Origin of the sequence: Lederbergia ruris (genome assembly GCF_018332955.1) — a bacterium.
GTDB classification, from domain to species: domain Bacteria; phylum Bacillota; class Bacilli; order Bacillales; family Bacillaceae_C; genus Lederbergia; species Lederbergia ruris.
This window is the reverse complement of record NZ_BORB01000003.1, coordinates 128,730-148,449: the sequence shown is the minus strand read 5'-3', so window position 1 is coordinate 148,449 and position 19,720 is coordinate 128,730. Positions and strand designations below refer to the sequence as shown.

Below are 19,720 nucleotides of genomic sequence, written 5' to 3'. Positions count from 1 at the left end.
ATATAGAGACAGCTTGATGCTTGATAAGCCCAAACTGTCCATAGAATTTTTTTATTTTTCTTTTGCCCAACGATCGTAAGCATCCTGGTGAATTTCTATATATTCATCAATTCCTAGTCCCTCGAGTGTTTCTATATATTTATCCCACCCAGTTTCAATTGATTCTGCTCCAGTGATAAATTTTGCCTCCATCTGTTCAAAGTACGTATCAATATCCGGTTTTAATGTATTGATCCTGTCCTGCTCGTCTTCCGTAAAATACACAAGCGGATACGGCATTTCGGCGTGAGGCAAAAGTTCATTTGCTAGATTTTTATTAATCTCGTGAATCGTTGGATTGTCTTCCTTACCAAAAATCTCCTGACTCAGTACCATCGGGACATTCGTTCCAACTCCCGGAGCATATTGAGAGTTTGTCTCCGTTGTACTTAAACCGTCTTTCGAAAGTAGTTTCCATTTCGTTTTATCCTCATTCCATTCATAAGATTCACCCTCAATTCCAAGTCTCGCTAGAATCGAGCCTTCCTCTGAGTAGGCATAATCCAACCAGCGCATTGTTGCCTCTGGATATTTATTTTCACTTGTAATGGCTGCTCTACCCCTGCGAACTTCTGGCATTTCAATCGTAAGTTTTTTATCATTGACCGAACTTGTCAAAGGTGGTAATGGTGGATACTTTAACGCTTCTGATGAATCTTCAAATCCAAGCATCACAATCGGCCATGTCGAGTAGATTCCCACCTTAGGACCTTTTGCGACAAATTGCTCCCAAGTATGAGAAAACATATCATTATCTAATAATTTTTCGTTATACAGATTATTCATAAAAGTGACATATTCTTTAAATCCCTCTTGCATGAACGCATAATCGACCTTACCATCTTTTTGAAAAATTCCATCTGACTGGATGACGCCAAAGTTCGGAAGAAGTCCAACCCGCAGATCCGCTGGAGAATTGGCCGTTAATGGAATGACTTCCCCCACATTCCCAGGGTCTTTTTCTTTAAAATCCTTTAATAGTTGGTATAAATCGTCGACTGTTTCTGGAGTTTTTGCGCCAATCTTGTCCATCCACGGTTTATTCATCCACATAATTGGAGTTTTCGATTGTGTTGTTGTGTCCAAGCCAGGTAGCGCATAAATATGCCCATCAGGTGCCGTAATGGATGGTTTAATTTCCGGGTGCTCCTCCATTACTTTTTTAAAGTTTGGTGCATATTTATCAATCAAATCTTCCAATGGAATTAACATTTCTTGGGTTCCATAACTTACTTCTTCTGCTGAAGTCAACTCCGCACCGTAAAATACATCTGGTAGTTCCATGCTAGCAAAGGCCAGCTGTTTCTTTTGTTTATAATCATCCGAGGGAGCGGTTTTAAATTCAAAATCAATATTTGTCTTCTCCTTCATTTCTTTGAAAAAGCCCATATCTTTCCAGTCAGGTTGCACAGGTGAACTTTGCCCCATCATCGTTAATGTAATAGGTTCCTTTACAATCGGATAACCTGTTTCATTAAAATTTCCATCTGCATCTTTATCCGCACCCGTTTTAGTTTCATTTTTAGCACACCCCGCTACTAAGGCCATACTGGTTAAAAGTACCGTCAAGTAAAATAACGCTTTTTTCCTTTTCTTCATTTTAATTTTCCCCCATAATATTTTATTGACATACTCCACTCTTGGAGCAATGTTCACCCTTTAACAAACTTCAGACGCTACCCCTTTATAGAACCTATTAGAACACCTTTCAAGAAAAAACGTTGTAGGAAAGGATACACGATTAATAAAGGGGCAGCTGATACAATCATGACAGCATATTTTATAATATCAGCAATCCTTGCATGTTCACTTAAGGCCTCTGCACTCCCACTTTGCATCATCATATCTGCCGTCATTTGTTGTTGAATCAAAATTTTCCTTAAAAATAATTGTAATGGGAATAACTTTTCATCTGAAAGGTAAATCATCGCCCCAAAATATTGATTCCAATGACCAACTCCATAAAATAATGCCATCACTGCAACAATAGGCGCAGACAGTGGTAATACAATTTGGAAAAATGTTCTGAATTGTGAAGCTCCATCCATTTCAGCGGCTTCTTCCAATCCTTTTGGGATCGTCACTTTAAAGAAAGTCATGGTGACAATAATATTCCACATCGCAGCAGCACTCGGAATCACCAATGACCAAATCGTGTTGACCATACCTAAATCTCTGACAAGCAAGTAAGTAGGAATTAATCCGCCTTCAAAAAACATCGTGAACACAAATAATGCCATGATGACTTTTTTTCCAATCAATTCTTGCCTAGAGAGTGCATAAGCTGCCGGTAATGTAACAGCTAAATTAATAAAGGTGCCTAACAATGTATAAAAAATGGTATTGCGATACCCGATCCAAATGTCGGTATTTTGAAATACACGCCGAAAACCCTCAAAGGTGATCCCTTTTGGCCATAACCACATTTGTCCAGAGTTTACAAAAGAAGGATCACTAATGGATGCGCTAATAATATAAATTAGTGGATACAGAATAATAATTATAAAAAACCAAACTAGGACCTTATTGCAAATATCAAAGATTCGATCTGACTTTGTTTGTTTAATTTCCATATCGATGCTCCTTTACCATAGGCTTGTCCCCGTTTTTCTAGCCAGCCTATTAAAGGTTATGAGAATAATAAAATTAATAACTGAATTAAATAAACCAACTGCTGTGGAATAACTATACTGTCCATTTAACAAACCTGCTTCATACACATAGGTTTGAATCACCTGGGAAGATTCCAGATTCAGTGGATTTTGCATTAATAGAATTTTTTCAAAACCAACAGACATAAAGTTACCCATATTTAAGATTAATAGAATGATAATTGTCGGTAGGATCCATGGAATATTAATATGCCTTATCCGCTGAAGTCTGGATGCACCATCTACTTTTGCTGCTTCATGCAGTTCTGTATCTACACCTGCGAGCGCTGCCAAATAAATGATTGCTCCCCACCCAAGATTTTGCCATTCATTAGAAAAGACAAAGATGGTTTTAAACCATGATGGTTCTGTCATGAAACTAATCGGTTCAAACCCTAAAAATTGGATAATGTTGTTCACAATCCCGGTGACTGGGTTGAGAAAGGCAATAATCATACCCACAAAAACGACGACTGATATAAAATGGGGTGCATACGTAATCGTTTGCGCTATTTTTTTAAATTTGCCTTCCCTAAGTTCATTTAAAGATAAGGCGACAATGATCGAAATTGGAAATAGCAATAATTGATATAAACTGATCCCTAATGTGTTCTTTATAAGATCCCAAAAGTAATGGGAATTGAAAAATCTCGTAAAATGTTCTAATCCAACCCATTCACTACCTAATATCCCTTTTGATGCGACGAATTTTTTAAAAGCAATTTGCAATCCATACATGGGATAATACTTAAAGACTAGGAAATACAGTAAAGCTGGGGCTAATAAAACGTACAATTGCCAATTTCTCTTTATTTTCCTTCGCTTCAGCCCATTTTTCTTTGGAATTGGGCCTACCGCAGTCATTTCATTCCCATTCAAACGGTGCTGTTGATTCATCTGTTTGTTGACAACTCCTTTCTCTTTTATATTGGATTAGCGACCAATCCTATAAATATTTTATTGATTTTCACGACGATCCTCCTCGTCTGAATAAACTAATTTCATATCCTAAATAACAACTGAGCCCATTTCCGACTCCGAATTTACCAATACCCTGTTTGTCAACAAAATACTTTTTTGTAAAAATCATCTCCTTCTTTATTACAGGCCAAAAGACTACAGTTATACGCTTACACAAAAAAAAGCTATCAACTAAGACTTGTCTATTAAATATCTAATTAAAGAATAACATAATCAGATAAGAAATGAAATATAATTTTGGTTTTTTATATATTTTTATGTTTTTTCATAACATTGCCGTATATTGTTTTCATGCTTAAGTCTGTTGATACACCAATAATTGGAATACAAACCACCATTCAAAAGTTTGAGCTTCTTATTCATAGTAAAAAAGTAACCACTTGACTGAATTTTCAATTCAGTAGTGAATTAATATTTTATTTGTATTATACTTTAATAGAAATTAAAATTCAAAAGGCAGGTGAGAACTAATTTATATAGAAAAATGGTGCGTTCATTCTTCCGTCATGTTAAAAGCGGGAATGAATAATAAGACTAGATTACAAGGAGAGGAAGTAGAATGAAAAGTAGCTTTTCGATCTTTACCTTATTTGTAGTTATTCTAGGCAGTATTATAGGATCATTTACTAAGGAATCACTCGCAATGAAGACGGATGAGAGCTCGGCATCCTATATTGATGTAACGACAATAACGGAAGATGGCAATACCGTAAAGGGTTCTCCAATGATTACAGCTGTTCCAGATCCTAACAAAGGACCTGTTAAAAGTGTCACATTTTATGCAAAGGCAAAAAATGAACCGGAGGATAATTATTATCCCTATATTACGCAATACTCTAATTTCTCGTGGAGTTGGCCGACAGGAAATCCCTGGGTTCCCGATGGAAAATATCATTTAAAAATGGTCATAAATTACTCCTCAGAGGAAGTAGAATCCATTACAAGGGAAATTATTGTCGATAATTATAGTGAGCCGAACGCACCAGCCTCTCCAAATGAATTAACTGTTCCATCTAGAACAACTTCTAGTGCAACCTTGTCATGGGTAGCATCCACTACAGTCCCTGTTTATAAATACATGATCTATCAGGATGGGAAACATGTAGCTGAAACAACAGAGACCTCTTATACCGTTGATGGATTATCAGCAGGTGAAAAATATACCTTTCAAATCAAAATAAAGGATATTTATGATAACATCTCACTCGATGAAAGCTCTGTCACCATTATCATTCCGTCAGATAACGAAAATGTTGATCCTTTACCTGTTATTGGTACAGTGGAGGCATCCGGTCCAAAAGGAGAAACACCGGGAAGTGACGGCTATTCTGGATTGATACAGTTAAGTGTAACAGCTAATGAAAACGTGCAAAGCGTAGAGTTTCTTGGAAAAATGTTGAATGATCCGGAATCAGCTTATCAAAAATTTCCAAAAGCAAATAAAGAAGGAGATACATTTTCTGTCCCTTGGGATACGACATCCTATCCTGAAGGAAACGCTATAATTAAAGCAATTGCCACGGATTCTGCCGGCCAGGAGAAGACAGTTACTAGTGTTTTTCTTGTAGACAATGTCTCCGATTTTGATACGGATCCAAGTTGGGAACCAGCAGATAGCCCACCTGCAAACCGGATTGTTGGCTATTTGGCTGGCTGGTCTACCTCTGGGTCTTTTAATATATTAAGAGATTTAGATGCAAGTCGATTAACCCATCTCAATTATGCATTTGCAGTGATCGGGACCGACCTTAAGCTGAAAGTGGAAAATCCGATTCAAGATGAAAAAAACTTTAAAGATCTTGCTTTGTTAAAGAAAGAATATCCACATCTAAAAACAATGATTTCAGTTGGTGGTTGGGGTGGTTCAGGAAATTTCTCTGAAGCAGCAGCGAACGAGGAATCGAGAACTATTTTTGCAGAAAGTGCTGTTGACTTCATGATCGAAAATGGTTTTGACGGAATTGACCTTGATTGGGAATATCCGGTTACAGGTGGGGGTCCTGGGACTTCGCCAAATCCGGCAGACCGCGACAACTTTCCACTATTATTAGAAGAGCTGCGTGAAAAATTGGACGAGCAAGGTGAAAAGGATGACAAACACTACTCTCTAACAATCGCAGGTGGCGCCACTGCAGCCTTTGCTGACAATACGCAACTTGGAGTATCACACAAATATTTAGATTATGTGCAAATTATGACGTATGATATTCATGGGACATGGGAGACAAATGCTGATTTTACAGCGCCACTATTTGACGATGAAGGAAAAACGTATAGTGTTGACAAAGCCATTCAGGCATATCTGGATTCTGGAGTTCCTGCTGACAAACTTGTGATGGGTATGCCGTTTTACGGTTATACATACAATGTGACATCAGCAGAAAATAATGGACTACGCCAACCTGTCAATGGAAGTGGTTCTATCACGTATAACAAAATAGTAAAAGATGATCTATTAAACAATGGTTATGAACGTTATTGGGATGATGGCACACAAGTACCTTATTTATTCAACAAAGATGAATTAATATTCATTAGCCATGAAGATGAACAGTCAATCGGGGTAAAGTCCGAATATATTAAAGACCGTGGATTAGGTGGGGCCATGATCTGGGAGCTAAGTCAGGATCATGGAAACAACCTGTTAGCAACCGCCTACAATGTATTAAAAGATCCCATATCGGACAAAACCGTAGCTGATTTGTTGAAACTTGTTGAGCAATTCGAGAGAGATGGAGAATTCGCAAAGGAGGAGCCTCCCCACCATTTAAAGGTCCATTTAACTGCAGTGGAAGTTTTTGAAAAGAAGGAAGATCCTCAAAAGGTAGTCAAACACTTGGAAAGCTTTAAACTGTTACTTGATCATCAGAAGGAAAACAAATCGATTTCTGAAAGAGCCTATAATAGACTCAAAGCCGAAACTGAATCTATTATAATGAAGTGGCAATAAGGTAAAACTTCAAGTGGGGGTTCTTTAATCCCCCACTGATTGGAAAATGATCTTAGGCTAAAGACGCTCCCCCCTCACGTCTTCACCTAATTGTTTTATTGTTCGTTGACCAATACGGTATTCTTCTCGACTTGATCGTTCATCTTTTGATCGTTTAATTGGAGATTATTCGTTGCATTCAAAACAAAGACAGCTAACATCCCAATATATAGTAGAAAGAAGCCAATCACCGTTAATGATAATAATGCTGTCACAGAAAGGATTTGAATAAATAAACCAATCGTATATCCTTTATACTGCATAAAATGCTTGATTGATTGATTCATGGCAGCAAAGGTACCCAAATCCTCGATCACAAGAAATGGAATGGCATACACTTGCGTCGCTAAAAAGGTTAAACAGAAATAAGTTTGAAAGGTTGCAAAGATAAAAATAAAATAACTATCATTGATTTTTAGGTAATACCACCATTCAGATATGGGAATGAGGACGGCAAGTAAGAAAAAGCCGCCTAATAGTAAGGCTCGCTTATAATAACGAAAGAAAAAACGGACAAACAAGGCAAGCGACGCCTTGTTTTTCGTTAATAGATGATGAATGACGGCATAAACGGCTACCGTAACCGGTACAAAAGTAAGCGCAAAAAAGACAATAGCCAAATGATAGGGAAGGATAAAAAGCACGGGGACGAGAAATAAAGACCAACCTATACTAACGCCCATGACCGTTAAAATATTGATAAAAATCTGATGCCCTGTCTTTTTTAGTAGCTTGCTAATCGATAGCATAAAGATCACCCTTCCTAGAATTGCTTAAATCCTTTGCTGTGTTTCCGGATCAAACAACTGCATTTTCTTTAAGTTAAAATATAAATCGGTTTGGGTAAGTGGTTTATATTTCGCATCTGCACTTACTCGGCCAGTTAATTGTTCATCTCCAATATCAAAATAGATAAGCAATTCTGCTCCTAAATGCTCGACCACTTTTAAATTCGCTTTCACTACATTCTCAGTTGGAACGGTCGCCATAAGTTGTGTCGCTAGAATATCTTCCGGACGAATCCCTAAGATCACTTCTTTTCCATCGTATTTCTTGTAACCTACTAATTTCTCATTAGGTACGGTAAATGTATGTGTCGCTGTATGGAGTTGATTGCCCTGCAAACGCGCCTTGACAAAATTCATAGGCGGTGAGCCGATAAATCCAGCTACAAACATATTGTTGGGATTTTCATATAACTCTTCAGGTGTGGCAATTTGTTGAATTTCCCCGGCATTCATGACCACAATCCGTTGTCCCAGTGTCATAGCTTCTACCTGATCGTGCGTCACATAAATAATCGTCGCCCCTAATCGTTTATGCAGTTCCGATAGTTCTACTCTCATTTGCACCCGTAGCTTCGCATCCAGATTACTAAGGGGCTCATCAAACAGGAAAACACTTGGATTTCGAACAATGGCACGCCCCACTGCGATTCTTTGTTTTTGTCCACCACTTAACTCTCGTGGTTTCCGATCTAGTAGATTCTCAATGCTAAGGATTGAGGCAGCTTCTGTAATTTTCTTTTCTATTTCCGCCTTCGGAGTTTTTAAATTTTTCAAACCGAATGCTAGATTTTCTCTGATCGTCATATGCGGATAAAGAGCATAATCTTGGAATACCATGGCAATATCTCGATCCTTCGGATGGACTTTATTCACCAAACGCTCGCCGATATATATATCGCCGCTTGTTTGCCGCTCTAAGCCGGCAACCATACGAAGGGAGGTTGTCTTTCCACAGCCGGACGGACCGACAAACACTAAAAATTCCTTATCATGTACAACAAAGTTGGCATCATTGACCGCCAATACTTTTCCTTTATTCGCATCTTCAAATTCCTTTACGATATTTTCAAATTTCACTTCAGCCATTGTTTTAACCCTCCTATCCTTTCACAGCTCCAATGGTAATTCCCTGTAAGAAATATTTTTGTAATGCTAGGAAAACAATGATCATGGGGACAGCACTGCATACGGCACCCGCCATCATCGCTCCATAATCCTGCAAATTTTCGAACCGAAAACTCGTCAATCCCACTTGAAGCGTTCTCATACTATTTGTGTTTGTAACTAAAAATGGCCAAAAAAAGTTATTCCAATGAGCTACAAAAGTAAAGATACCTAAAACCGCAAGGCCTGGTTTAGAAATCGGCAAAATGATTTTCCAAAAAATCCCGAATTCACTACAGGCGTCAATTCTTCCTGCATCAATCAAAGAGCTTGGTAGGGAGCCCATAAATTGTCTCATTAGAAAAATACTGCCGACTGCCACCATTCCAGGTACGATAATACCAAAATAAGTGTTCTCCATTTGAAAACTATCGACAACGAGAATATATAACGGAATCAGCGTGACTTGCCCAGGAATCATCATCGATGATAATAAGACCCAAAAAATCGCATTTCTACCTGGGAAGCGCAACTTCGAAAATGCGTATCCTGCTAGAGAAGCAAAAAACACATTAATCACTGTACTGACCGTAGCAATAATTGTACTATTTAAAAACCAACGTCCTAGACCACCAACCTGAAAAATTCTCTTATATGCATCCAAGGTAGGATTTTTAGGAATAAGTTCCGGTGGTACCGATGTAATAGCCGATGAATCTTTAAATGAAGAAGAAATCATCCATAGCAATGGAACAAATGTAAACACGGCCCACAGAACAAGTAATAGATAGATAATGGTGAGGCCGATACGCTTCCAAATCTTTCTTTGTAAATCCTTTTTTTCGTCCAGTCTTACTTGATATTGGGATTCTGTTGCGGGTTTCAACTCCATCTTTATCCCCCCTAGTATTCAACATCGCTGGCCATGTATTTAAACTGCAATACAGATATCACAATAATGATAAAGCCTAAAATAAAAGCTTCTGCTGCAGCAAGGCCAAACTGATAATATTCAAAAGCATGCTGATAAATAAGAAAAGCAATGGTCGTTGTCGCAAAGTTCGGTCCCCCTTGTGTCATTACATAGGTTGCTTCAAAAACTTGGAAAGAACCGATCACACCTGTGATGAGCATATAAAGGGTTGTAGGCTTTAATAAAGGCCAGGTGATATTCTTTAGCTTCGACCACCAGCTTGCCGCATCAATATCCGCCGCTTCATATAGTGACCTTGGAATCCCTCCCATGGCCGCTAAATATAAAATGACTCCACTTCCATGTCCCCCAATATAAGTCATTAACATAAGAGAAAATAAAGCCGACTTGGAACTTGCTAACCATAATTGATGATCAAATCCAAAACACCCCAACACAATATTGACAAGTCCTGATTGGGTTGGATCAAACATCCACAACCAGATCAAGGACATGGTAATTCCTGATGTAACAGCTGGTAAATAGAAGGATGCCTTAAAAAAAGTTTGCGATTTTTGGTTGAGCGGAAAAATCATTAAAGAAAGAAAAAACGTGATAATAATATTAACAGGGACTGTTCCTAATGTATAAATGGTCGTGTTTTTCATGGCCTTCCAGAAAATTTCATTTTTCAAAAGATACTTGTAGTTATCCAGTCCAATAAATTTCGATTCCATAATCCCGTATTCTTGGAAACTCATCACAAACGCTGTGATAAGGGGGTATACTGTAAAAATAAGAAATAGCAGTACAGGTAAGGCGATAAAGGCATAACACCAACCATAATCTTTTATAAATTGTTTAAAACTTCCCCATGACCCATTAGGCCTAGACTTCATCACGGAAGTGGCCATTACTTCATCTCCTTTCTAAGCAAAAGCGCAAGCGCCTGTTAAGCGAGTACAAATTTATTGATAAAGGATGAACAGCTAAGTGCGCGACGTCCTTTCGCCTCGTCTGCACTAGTAAGTCCTTGTACTTCGCGACGCTGTTCTGACCCACATCCTGTGGGCCTCCGTTTTTTCCGGCAAAGTTGTTCTGACTCCTATTTCCTGAAATATAGAATTATCTACCTCCAAACGGTAGATAATTCTATATTGTGCTAACAGCTTCTATTCAAGAAGTTGATCGGCTACTTTCGTCCACTGTTCCACCGCTTCTTCTGGTGTTAATTCACCTGATATAAATCCTTGGAATTTCGGTGTAATGCCATCATTTTTAAGTTGTGCGTATTTTTGTGCTAGATCTGGATCTAGCTTGGCTCCTGGGACCACATAATCCAATGTTCTTTGGATAAATTGACCATTCTCTGTTTCAAGTTGGAGCAAGTCTGCATACATTTCCTGACCTGATTTTCTAGCAGGTGGGATAAACATCGTTGCTGCCGCAATGCTCGATTTCGTTCCTGTTAAATGTTTTAATACTTTGGCTGCGTTTTCAGTATGCTCATCACCTTTGTATTTTTTCTGCTTGAATAACCACATTCCACCACCGCCACCAGTTGCGACTTCCTTCTCTCCTTCATTATGCGGGAATGGCAGTAAGACAAAATCAATTTTTTCTCCATCTATTTTTCCTGCATCGATTTCTTCATTACGGTTGTCATTAAAGCGAACTTGATAAGGACCTGTACGCCCATAAATGCCTACCTCAATATCGCCAAACATATCAATAACCTTTTGGGCATCAAAACCTGCTGTTTCCTTTGGCATGACGCCTTCATCCATCATCTTTTTCATAAAATTCATTGTTTCGATTGCTTTATCGCCATCCCAATGGAATTTTCCATCTTCATCAACAGTACGTAAAACTCCATTATTTCTCATCAGATGTTCATAGGTTTCTGTATCACCAGCAGTAGCAAAACCATAGATTTTTTTACCATCTTTGTTTTTCATTTTTGAAATCTTTTCAGCAATTTCGTAAAATTCTTGCCACGTCCAACCATCTTTCATAATTTTATCGACATCCGCTCCAGCTTCTTCCATTAATTTGCGATTTCCACCCCAAGTATGAATAGAAATCCACTGGGAAATGGCCCAAAGCTTATCATCTGTCGAAAAATTATCGATGGCGAATTGCTCCATATCTTCCAAATCTTCATCCGTCATATAATCATCAAGAGGGACAGCTAATCCTGTGTCAATAAATTTTGTCTCCATCACAGAGAAAAAGATATCCGGAGGATTACCAGAGTTTAAGGCGACATCAAATTTCTTCGGCCCCTCTTCCCAAGACAGTATTTCATGCTCTACTTTAATATCTGGATTTTCTTCTTCTACTTCTTTAATCAGTTCGATTAAATCATCTTCATAGCTTTGTTGTCCTGTCTCCTCATTTTCACGATAATGGGGATAAGTCCAAACAGTAATGACATCTTTTTTTCCTTTTTTCTTGCCTCCACCGCCAGATCCGTCTGCCTCTTTCCCACTACAGCCTGACACGATTAACAGTAATGCTACAATTAAAATTGAGAACTTTTTCATTTTCCTCCCCCTTGCATTTCGTTTCGTATTCCATTCTGATTCACTACTGCTCCCTCACCCCCTTTGATGACAGGTAAGAATGAATGAAGTTGTGCAGTCTAGGTCTTAATCGAAGAATGCCATTCTGATTTTTTGCATGCACCCGATTTGTTAATAAAATAACCGTTATATTTAACTGTGGATCGAACCAAATGCTCGTTCCAGTGTATCCTGTATGCCCATATGCATAAGGAGATAAGAGATCCCCACTCGCTAATGTTCCTTCACTTTGTAATTGCCAACCTAATCCTCTTCCCTCTTGGTCATATGGGGTAAAGTTCTTTCTAGCTAACTCTAGAACTGAATTCGATAAGATCCTTTTACGGTTGTAAACCCCTTCATTTTCGATCATGGAAGCAAATTTCATTAAATCATTAAGCGTAGAGAAGAGCCCAGCATGCCCGCTCACTCCACCCATCGCTTCCGCATTGTCATCATGAACCATTCCATATTTAAAATCACGGAGTTCATCAGAATATGTCGTTGCAGCAAACCGGTCCTTAGGAAAGGGCAAATTAAAGCCCGTTTCCTTCATATCTAGTGGCTTAAAAATATGTTCATCTACAAAACTAGCAAAAGATTGTTGGCTGATCTCTTCAATGATTTTAGCTAATAATATGAAGCCTAGATCACTATAAATAACCCTTTTCCCAGGTTCTTCTACTAAGGTCTCATTACATATTCTTTCGATAATTTGCTCCTTTGATATTTTTTCTAGATAAAACCTTCGATGAGCAGCCAAACCAGAAGTATGTGTTAATAAATGCTGGATCCTGACCTCTTCCTTCTCGTTTTCCCCAAAGCGTGGAAGGAAATAAGAAACCCGGTCCTTTAAATGAAATGCCCCTTCACCTAATAGCTTTAATATTGCCGGAAGTGTTGCGACTACCTTTGTTAAAGAAGCAAGATCATAAATTGTTGCTTCTTTAACTGGTTGTGGTGCTGGATGCAAAGTCCGTGAGCCGATACTCTCCTTCACAATCGTTTGGCTATTTCTAGAAATCGATATGGCGGCCCCAGGGATATTGGCTTCAGCGATTTCTCTTTCTAAGAAGGTTAAAACCTTTTCTCTTAATTGTTCATCTAGCGTATTAAGCATTTGATTGTTGTGCAAGTTCAATCGCCTTCCTTACAAAGCCTTTTGCTTGATCTATATAGGCAACAGCCTCTTCATATGAGACTTCAGCCTCTAACATGACGATGGCTGGCTTCACCTTTAAATTTGTTTCTTCCAATGCCTTTTTCGCTTCTTCAAATGTCTTCCCAGTAATGGTCATCAGCATGGTTCGCGCTCTATCTACTAACTTACTATTCGTTGGTTGGACATCAATCATAAGATTCTCATAGGCTTTCCCCATTTTAATCATCGAAACCGTCGTGAACATATTCAGCACCATCTTATGAGCCGTGGCTGCCTTTAATCTTGTAGATCCCGTCAACACCTCTGGTCCGACTACCACTTCAATGGAGTAGTCTGCCAGTTTTCCAATCGGTGTATCATGATTAGAAGTAAGTCCAATCGTTTTTACACCAATCGATCGAGCATATTCAAGTGCCCCAATCACATAGGGCGTTCTGCCACTTGCTGCAATTCCAACTACGATATCCTTCGTGGTTAGCTTCCTTTCTTTTAAATCTTGCGCTCCGCCTTCAGGATCATCCTCTGCCCCCTCTACCGCGACAAACATCGCCTGGTTGCCCCCCGCAATAATCCCTTGCACCATTTCTGTAGGAGTGTAAAAGGTCGGTGGGCACTCTGCTGCGTCTAAGACTCCTAACCTTCCACTCGTACCTGCTCCAATATAGAACAGGCGTCCACCTTGTTGTAAAGCATGATGGATTTGATCTGTTGCTTCCGCAATCGAAGGCACGACAGATTGGATCGCTTCAATGACCTTTTCATCTTCCTCATTCATAAGTTGAATCATTTGCAGGGTAGACATTTGATCAATATCCTTTGAGTTTTCATTTACCTGCTCTGTTATTAATTCCGAAAGTTTTATTTCCATTTCAACACGCCTCTCCTAATGTCTCGGGGTTGTTTAATGGCTCCCTTAACTCTTTATTCATTCCAAGTTTTGTAATCTTATTTCGACTAGTTCCGTCCAATCTTTTGCAGTAAGAGCTAACTTTACAATACCATGAGTGAAATTAAAATTCAATATAATTCAGTGTATATTGTATGATCGTTTCAAAGAAAACCTATTTTACTTATTCAAACTTATCCCCAAGTGATGGAACCTAGGACAACAGGTTTCGAGGCACCTGTCGCTTTAGGTACATTTGCAGGATGATGATGAATCGTTTCATTGCCAAGAATGGCAAAAGCAATCGCCTCTTTCGCCTCTGAGGAAAATCCAAGATCCTCCTGTGTACGAATCACCACTCCTGGTAAAAGCCTCTGCAGAAATTGCAGTAAAGTCTTATTTAAACTTCCTCCACCCCCTACAATCATTTCATCAATTGGGAACTTAGGAAAAATAAATCTCTCATAGGCATCTGCAATTGATTTTGCTGTGAAATAAGTTACCGTTGCGATTACATCATTCGCTTCTAACTGCTGATGATCTTGGATAATTTTTTCGGCAAATGAGCGACCAAATCGTTCCCGCCCTGTTGACTTAGGCGGTTGTTTAGTGAAGAAATCCATCTCCATCCAAGTGTCTACCAATGAATGTTGTACTTGGCCTAAAGCGGCCCACTTCCCCCCATCGTCAAAAGGTTGACCCTTTATAATTTGACAAACCTCGTCAATCACCATATTTCCGGGACCTGTGTCAAAGGCTAATAGATCATCCAATTTTCCCCTTTTTGGAATGGCTGTTACATTGCCAATTCCACCAATATTTTGCAAGGCGACTCCCTTTTCATCACTTCGGTATAGAAGATAATCGGTATAAGGAACAAGTGGGGCTCCTTCTCCACCTGCTGCCATATCCATAGAGCGAAAATTGGCGATCACGGACACCCCAGTCTCATAAGCGATCACTGCCGGCTCGCCAATTTGCAAGGTCGATCGCTCATATATGTCCCCTCCATGGGGCAAATGGTAAACGGTCTGTCCATGTGAAGCGATAAAATCTAGTTTTTCCAATGGAAGATGAGCTTGTTTGCATACTTCCTTCACAGCTTTTGCCAATAAATAGCCTAGTCGAAAATTTAACTGACAAACGAGGGAGACATTTGAACGATCGGGATCCATGCATTGAAAAATAGTCTCCTTGTCTTTCTTGGAAAAAGTCATCGTAATAAAATGGAGTAATTCAACTTCTGTCTCAAGTCCCGCCCCATTGATTCGCACAAGCGCTGCATCAATCCCATCAATCGATGTGCCCGACATGAGTCCAACCGCTAATTTAGACATAAAATCCACCTCCTACCCCTCTGTTATATAATGAGATGCTAGGGGAAATGCACCCGTTGCAGAGATGTTTGTTTGATCTCTGATCCACTCGATCTCGCCGACCAATGAAGATAGAACTCTTTCAAATTCAGATTGAACATACATATTCTTTTCTAGAAGCGAGCCTTTACTCGCAACCTTTAGAGGAAGATCCAATTGCAATTTTTGACATAAGAGCGCTGTTTGTTTCGCCAATTCTTCTCCTGCCTGGTAAAAGTATTTCCTTGCCTCGTGATTCCCTTTTTCGGCCTCATTAAAAATCGAGATTGATAATGCGGCGATTTCACCTTTATTTGCCTGGTAAATAAATTCCTTGATCTCTTCCGCTCTCTTCGCACCAATTTCACGTAGTAAAGCTTGTGATAAGGGAGAATGTGGGCTATTGTGATCCGCTTCTTCAGTTATTTGTCGAAAGGCTTGCATCACAACATGGTATGAGCTTCCTTCGTCACCAAGAAGATGCCCCCATCCCCCCGTATATCCTTCCTTTTCTCCTTTACGGCCGTAAGAGATCGAGCCCGTTCCTGCAATCGTTAGAATCCCATTCTCATCACCCAATATCGCATGATAAGCTAAGATCGCATCATTCACTAGAATAATTGGAAGGGTGGTTCTCTCCTGCAAATAGCGCTCAAGTTTCGATCGATGATTTTTCGCCTCAATCCCCGCAATCCCTGCAACAATGACTTTACACCTTTCTCCATATGTACTATTAAGACACTCTGTAATCGCTTTCCATAAATGGTTAGAAGCTTTCTGAAAATCTACTTGCATATTTCCAAATCCTGTTTCCACTGAAAAAAGAATATTTTTTTGCTGATCCATAATAATCGCGTTTGTTTTCGTCCCACCTGCATCTATTCCGATAATGTAGGTCATAAGCAATCTCCTTCAGCAAGCAATTTTACATTTCAAATCTATGAATACGTATATAAAATTATATTTCAAATCTATTTTAATATGACCAACTTTTTATTTCAAGCTCTTTTAATATGATTCTTTTAAAATGTTGGCCGAACCAAAAGCGCAAGCGCCCGTTTAGCGACGTACAAACTTTTTTAGGGGCCTGACGAGATAAAGGAAACACCATGAGCTTGAAAAGCGAATGGATGTTGACTTATCGTAGGAGGGCACCGAAAGTTTGCTAGTCGCTGGGCGCTGGAGCCAGACGTCAATACCCACTTTTAGAATTTATCCACAAGCTAGAATTTTATAGTACGCTAAGCAATAAAAAAAGCAATAAAATGGTTTGACCCATTTTATTGCTTTCTTCATTCGCCCACTTCATCCAATTTTTTATTCCACTTGCGCAACTCCAATTCTATTTCAGCAAGTTGTTTTTCCAAAGGATGCAAGTTCCCCTTCACATACTCAAGTTTCTCTAAATCATGCTGTAATCGGACATAATCCGCCTTTAAATCCTCAATTTTATAGATGATTTCTTTTTTATGCATATGATCACCTTCTCCTCTTAGACTCATTTTATCACAATTTTTCTATTTAATTGGATGCACGAGTAGTTTCTCCAACATACACATCCCGACCTGCTCCTAGTCCTGACAAGATGGTTCCTACCGCAACAAGAAGGAGGAATGATAATGGTAAGGTCCATGATTGGGTATAATCAAATAGTATACCGATCAATATTGGACTAATGGCGGCCAATAAGTAGCCGACCGACTGAGCCATCCCTGATAATTGAGCAGCCTGTGTAGAATCAGCTGCACGCAAACTAAATAACGTGAGAGCCAAACTGATACATGCACCTTGGGCAATTCCCAAGAGCAACACACAAGCAGAGAGAAATATAGTACTACCGCCGATTAACAAGCCAATAAGACTAACAATATAAAAAATCCCGACAACCATGACAATCGGACGCTGATTTTTCATTTTGCCTGCCAACACAGGGGTCACAAAGTTAGCCGGTAAGCTGCAAAATTGCATAAAGCTTAGCATCCAACCTGATGCAGCAATGCTAAAGCCTTTATTGACTAATATCTCCGGAAGCCAAGTGATAGGACCATAAAATAGGATTGATTGGAGTCCAAGAAAAAGGGTCACTTGCCAAGCGATCGGAGAACGAAACATGCTTGTGATCGATAAACCTGCCGGCTGCAACCCATGTTTTCCCGCAAATTTCAGCACTTGTGGGAACCAGATTATCGCTGCAATCAGGGCCATCATCCCCCACACAAGCAATGCTTTATGCCACCCGAGCCCAAGACCTTTGGCTAAAGGAATGCTTAAGCCCGAAGCGGTCGCTGCACATAGTCCCATTGAGGTGGAATAAATACTCGTCATAATTCCCACTTTATAAGGGTAACGTTGTTTGACGATCGCAGGCAATAAAACATTGCAGATCGCAATGCCAATTCCAATCAACGCCGTACCAAGAAAAAGAAGATTTAAATTTCCAGACGAGCGAATGAGGGCCCCTATTAACAATACCAACAAGCTTACAAAAATAGTCGCTTCATTCCCCCACCTTTTTCCGATAATGGGCGCAATGATCGAAAATAAAGCAAATGCAAGCAACGGTAAAGTCGTAATCATTCCAGCTACCCCATTGGATATGTCGAAATCCGCTCGTATCGTGCCAATCAAGGGACCGACCGATGTAATCGCTGGCCGCAAATTAAAGGCGATAAAAATAATACCGAGAATTAAAAGTAAACTTTGCATAGAAGATTCTCGACCCAAATCCTTATGATTCATCCCAACAAAACCTCTTTCTTTATAGAAAAATGCAAGCTGACTCCACTTGCAACCCATTTTAATAGAACAATTTTAACAAAGATCAAACATTTGTAAGAAAAGATTTATTCTTATACGATAACATAGATAAGGCTTATTTTTGAATAATTAAGATAAAAATGTTGATAGAGGTGATCATGTGAGAGCAATTTTAGTTGAAGAGAAAGATCAATCATTATATATTGGGGATTTTGAAAAACCGACAATTGGCCCCAATGAAATGCTTGTCAAAGTAAAGGCCACTGCTTTAAACCGAGCTGATTTATTACAAAAACGGGGTTTGTATCCACCACCATTAGGGGCTTCCCCGATTTTAGGCCTTGAAATGAGCGGCATTGTCGAGGAGCTTGGGGCTAAAGTTACTGGTTGGAAAAAAGGGGATCGTGTTTGTGCTCTACTTCCTGGGGGAGGCTATGCCGAATATGTTTCCATCCCCGCCGATATGGGTATGCGTATTCCCGAACAACTTTCCTTCGAACAAGCGGCCGCCATCCCTGAAGTTTTCCTCACTGCTTATTTAAATATGTTTTGGCTAGGAGACTTGCAACCTGGGCAAACGATTCTGATTCATGCTGGGGCAAGCGGGGTAGGAACAGCTGCTATTCAACTAGCTAAAGAAATAGGAGCCAAAATTATTGTAACAGCGGGAACACCCGAAAAAAGAGAGCTATGTCTTTCTTTAGGAGCTGATTATGCGATTGATTATAAAGCGGGACCATTTTCGCAAAAAGTAGAGGACGCTACAGATGGCCAAGGTGTTCATCTCATTCTTGATTTCATCGGGGCAAGCTATTGGGAAGAAAATATTCGCTCTTTACAATTCGATGGTAAACTCATAATTATTGGAACAATGGGAGGCGCAAAGGTTAAAGAGGTTGACCTTGGGAAGCTCTTATCAAAAAGAATTCAAATCATTGGGACAGCTTTACGAACACAGACGCCGGAAAAGAAAAGCCAATTAACACAAGACTTTTCCAGCTTCGCATTAGATAAATTTGCCTCTGGAGACATGCAACCGATCCTAGATTCTACTTGGGATTGGAAAGACGCCAATCAGGCCCATGCCCATATGGAACAAAATCGAAATGCAGGAAAGATTGTGTTACGAGTAAATCCTTAATCAGAAGCTTATATTCTCCATTTTAGGTTAACCGAGTTATAAAGATCATGATGATCACTACAGTGTTGCTATGCCGTACACAAGCAAGGAGAGAATATAATGAAAATAACCGAACTTGATGCACAGCAATTAGGAAGAGTACTCATTCAAACATCTATGATCGCTATTCATCAGGGAGATAAGAATTTGCAGGAAACGATACTTGAACTAGATTCCTTTTTTAAAAATGCAAAGGAGTGGGAATTTGCAAAAGACCTTTTTACCTGTCGCACAGATGAAATAGCAGATAAATGGTATGGCGGCAAAGGCGATATTATCGGATTTTACTTTCAAGAAAAATAATTCGCCCTTTATATCTTGAATTTTCTTCTCGACCATGATTCCCATACT

17 protein-coding genes are annotated in these 19,720 nt (G+C 39.4%); 3 read left to right on the top strand and 14 right to left on the bottom strand.

Annotated features, from left to right (window positions below; genetic code table 11):
- Positions 1–51: 51 nt before the first annotated feature.
- The 3 genes from KI363_RS03120 to KI363_RS03110 all read right to left on the bottom strand — a co-directional run bounded on the left by KI363_RS03120 (position 52) and on the right by KI363_RS03110 (position 3,554).
- Positions 52–1,638, bottom strand: a complete 1,587-nt coding sequence (locus KI363_RS03120; RefSeq protein ID WP_212965472.1) for an extracellular solute-binding protein — start codon at positions 1,636–1,638, stop codon at positions 52–54.
- A gap of 77 nt (positions 1,639–1,715) precedes the next feature.
- The gene (locus KI363_RS03115; protein WP_373306708.1) at positions 1,716–2,612 is read right to left on the bottom strand and encodes a carbohydrate ABC transporter permease; all 897 of its coding nucleotides are present in this window, start codon (positions 2,610–2,612) and stop codon (positions 1,716–1,718) included.
- A gap of 12 nt (positions 2,613–2,624) precedes the next feature.
- Complete coding sequence (locus KI363_RS03110) at positions 2,625–3,554, bottom strand: ABC transporter permease (RefSeq protein ID WP_158320778.1); 930 nt, start codon at positions 3,552–3,554, stop codon at positions 2,625–2,627.
- Between the two features lie 676 nt (positions 3,555–4,230).
- On the opposite strand from KI363_RS03110, the gene KI363_RS03105 reads away from it, so the two are divergent.
- Positions 4,231–6,621, top strand: a complete 2,391-nt coding sequence (locus KI363_RS03105; protein WP_212965471.1) for a glycosyl hydrolase family 18 protein — start codon at positions 4,231–4,233, stop codon at positions 6,619–6,621.
- 95 nt (positions 6,622–6,716) lie between these two features.
- Here KI363_RS03105 and KI363_RS03100 read toward each other — a convergent pair whose 3' ends face one another.
- The 11 genes from KI363_RS03100 to KI363_RS03050 form a co-directional block, all read right to left on the bottom strand.
- Positions 6,717–7,409 (bottom strand): hypothetical protein, encoded by a 693-nt coding sequence (locus tag KI363_RS03100; RefSeq protein ID WP_158320621.1) that lies wholly within the window; start codon positions 7,407–7,409, stop codon positions 6,717–6,719.
- 24 nt (positions 7,410–7,433) lie between these two features.
- Positions 7,434–8,534, bottom strand: a complete 1,101-nt coding sequence (locus KI363_RS03095; RefSeq protein WP_158320620.1) for an ABC transporter ATP-binding protein — start codon at positions 8,532–8,534, stop codon at positions 7,434–7,436.
- Between the two features lie 13 nt (positions 8,535–8,547).
- Positions 8,548–9,444, bottom strand: coding sequence for a carbohydrate ABC transporter permease (locus KI363_RS03090; RefSeq protein WP_158320619.1), 897 nt, complete (start codon positions 9,442–9,444; stop codon positions 8,548–8,550).
- 11 nt (positions 9,445–9,455) lie between these two features.
- Positions 9,456–10,379, bottom strand: coding sequence for a carbohydrate ABC transporter permease (locus KI363_RS03085; protein ID WP_212965470.1), 924 nt, complete (start codon positions 10,377–10,379; stop codon positions 9,456–9,458).
- Positions 10,380–10,637: 258 nt separating this feature from the next.
- Positions 10,638–12,011 (bottom strand): ABC transporter substrate-binding protein, encoded by a 1,374-nt coding sequence (locus KI363_RS03080; protein ID WP_158320617.1) that lies wholly within the window; start codon positions 12,009–12,011, stop codon positions 10,638–10,640.
- Positions 12,012–12,054: 43 nt separating this feature from the next.
- On the bottom strand, positions 12,055–13,164 hold the full coding sequence (locus tag KI363_RS03075) for a serine hydrolase domain-containing protein (protein WP_246516727.1): 1,110 nt from the start codon (positions 13,162–13,164) through the stop codon (positions 12,055–12,057).
- Complete coding sequence (murQ, locus tag KI363_RS03070) at positions 13,142–14,059, bottom strand: N-acetylmuramic acid 6-phosphate etherase (protein ID WP_212965469.1); 918 nt, start codon at positions 14,057–14,059, stop codon at positions 13,142–13,144. Before murQ ends, KI363_RS03075 begins: the two co-directional genes overlap by 23 nt.
- A 212-nt stretch (positions 14,060–14,271) precedes the next feature.
- Positions 14,272–15,414, bottom strand: a complete 1,143-nt coding sequence (gene anmK / locus KI363_RS03065) for an anhydro-N-acetylmuramic acid kinase AnmK (RefSeq protein WP_212965468.1) — start codon at positions 15,412–15,414, stop codon at positions 14,272–14,274.
- Between the two features lie 12 nt (positions 15,415–15,426).
- Entirely contained in the window at positions 15,427–16,332 is a 906-nt protein-coding gene (locus tag KI363_RS03060; RefSeq protein ID WP_212965467.1) for a BadF/BadG/BcrA/BcrD ATPase family protein, read from the bottom strand.
- Positions 16,333–16,724: 392 nt separating this feature from the next.
- On the bottom strand, positions 16,725–16,907 hold the full coding sequence (locus KI363_RS03055; RefSeq protein ID WP_212965466.1) for an SE1832 family protein: 183 nt from the start codon (positions 16,905–16,907) through the stop codon (positions 16,725–16,727).
- A 46-nt stretch (positions 16,908–16,953) separates the two neighbouring features.
- On the bottom strand, positions 16,954–18,171 hold the full coding sequence (locus KI363_RS03050; protein WP_212965465.1) for a CynX/NimT family MFS transporter: 1,218 nt from the start codon (positions 18,169–18,171) through the stop codon (positions 16,954–16,956).
- A 178-nt stretch (positions 18,172–18,349) separates the two neighbouring features.
- Here KI363_RS03050 and KI363_RS03045 point away from each other — a divergent pair, with 178 nt between their 5' ends.
- Positions 18,350–19,330, top strand: coding sequence for an NAD(P)H-quinone oxidoreductase (locus KI363_RS03045; protein WP_158322046.1), 981 nt, complete (start codon positions 18,350–18,352; stop codon positions 19,328–19,330).
- A gap of 99 nt (positions 19,331–19,429) precedes the next feature.
- Positions 19,430–19,672, top strand: a complete 243-nt coding sequence (locus KI363_RS03040) for a hypothetical protein (protein WP_158322045.1) — start codon at positions 19,430–19,432, stop codon at positions 19,670–19,672.
- Positions 19,673–19,720: the final 48 nt, after the last annotated feature.

Coding starts and splice junctions, on each gene's coding strand:
- KI363_RS03120 (WP_212965472.1), bottom strand. CDS start 1,638: ATGAAGAAAAGGAAAAAAGCGTTATTTTACTTGACGGTACTTTTAACC.
- KI363_RS03115 (WP_373306708.1), bottom strand. CDS start 2,612: ATGGAAATTAAACAAACAAAGTCAGATCGAATCTTTGATATTTGCAAT.
- KI363_RS03110 (WP_158320778.1), bottom strand. CDS start 3,554: ATGACTGCGGTAGGCCCAATTCCAAAGAAAAATGGGCTGAAGCGAAGG.
- KI363_RS03105 (WP_212965471.1), top strand. CDS start 4,231: ATGAAAAGTAGCTTTTCGATCTTTACCTTATTTGTAGTTATTCTAGGC.
- KI363_RS03100 (WP_158320621.1), bottom strand. CDS start 7,409: ATGCTATCGATTAGCAAGCTACTAAAAAAGACAGGGCATCAGATTTTT.
- KI363_RS03095 (WP_158320620.1), bottom strand. CDS start 8,534: ATGGCTGAAGTGAAATTTGAAAATATCGTAAAGGAATTTGAAGATGCG.
- KI363_RS03090 (WP_158320619.1), bottom strand. CDS start 9,444: ATGGAGTTGAAACCCGCAACAGAATCCCAATATCAAGTAAGACTGGAC.
- KI363_RS03085 (WP_212965470.1), bottom strand. CDS start 10,379: ATGGCCACTTCCGTGATGAAGTCTAGGCCTAATGGGTCATGGGGAAGT.
- KI363_RS03080 (WP_158320617.1), bottom strand. CDS start 12,011: ATGAAAAAGTTCTCAATTTTAATTGTAGCATTACTGTTAATCGTGTCA.
- murQ (WP_212965469.1), bottom strand. CDS start 14,059: ATGGAAATAAAACTTTCGGAATTAATAACAGAGCAGGTAAATGAAAAC.
- anmK (WP_212965468.1), bottom strand. CDS start 15,414: ATGTCTAAATTAGCGGTTGGACTCATGTCGGGCACATCGATTGATGGG.
- KI363_RS03060 (WP_212965467.1), bottom strand. CDS start 16,332: ATGACCTACATTATCGGAATAGATGCAGGTGGGACGAAAACAAACGCG.
- KI363_RS03055 (WP_212965466.1), bottom strand. CDS start 16,907: ATGCATAAAAAAGAAATCATCTATAAAATTGAGGATTTAAAGGCGGAT.
- KI363_RS03050 (WP_212965465.1), bottom strand. CDS start 18,171: ATGAATCATAAGGATTTGGGTCGAGAATCTTCTATGCAAAGTTTACTT.
- KI363_RS03040 (WP_158322045.1), top strand. CDS start 19,430: ATGAAAATAACCGAACTTGATGCACAGCAATTAGGAAGAGTACTCATT.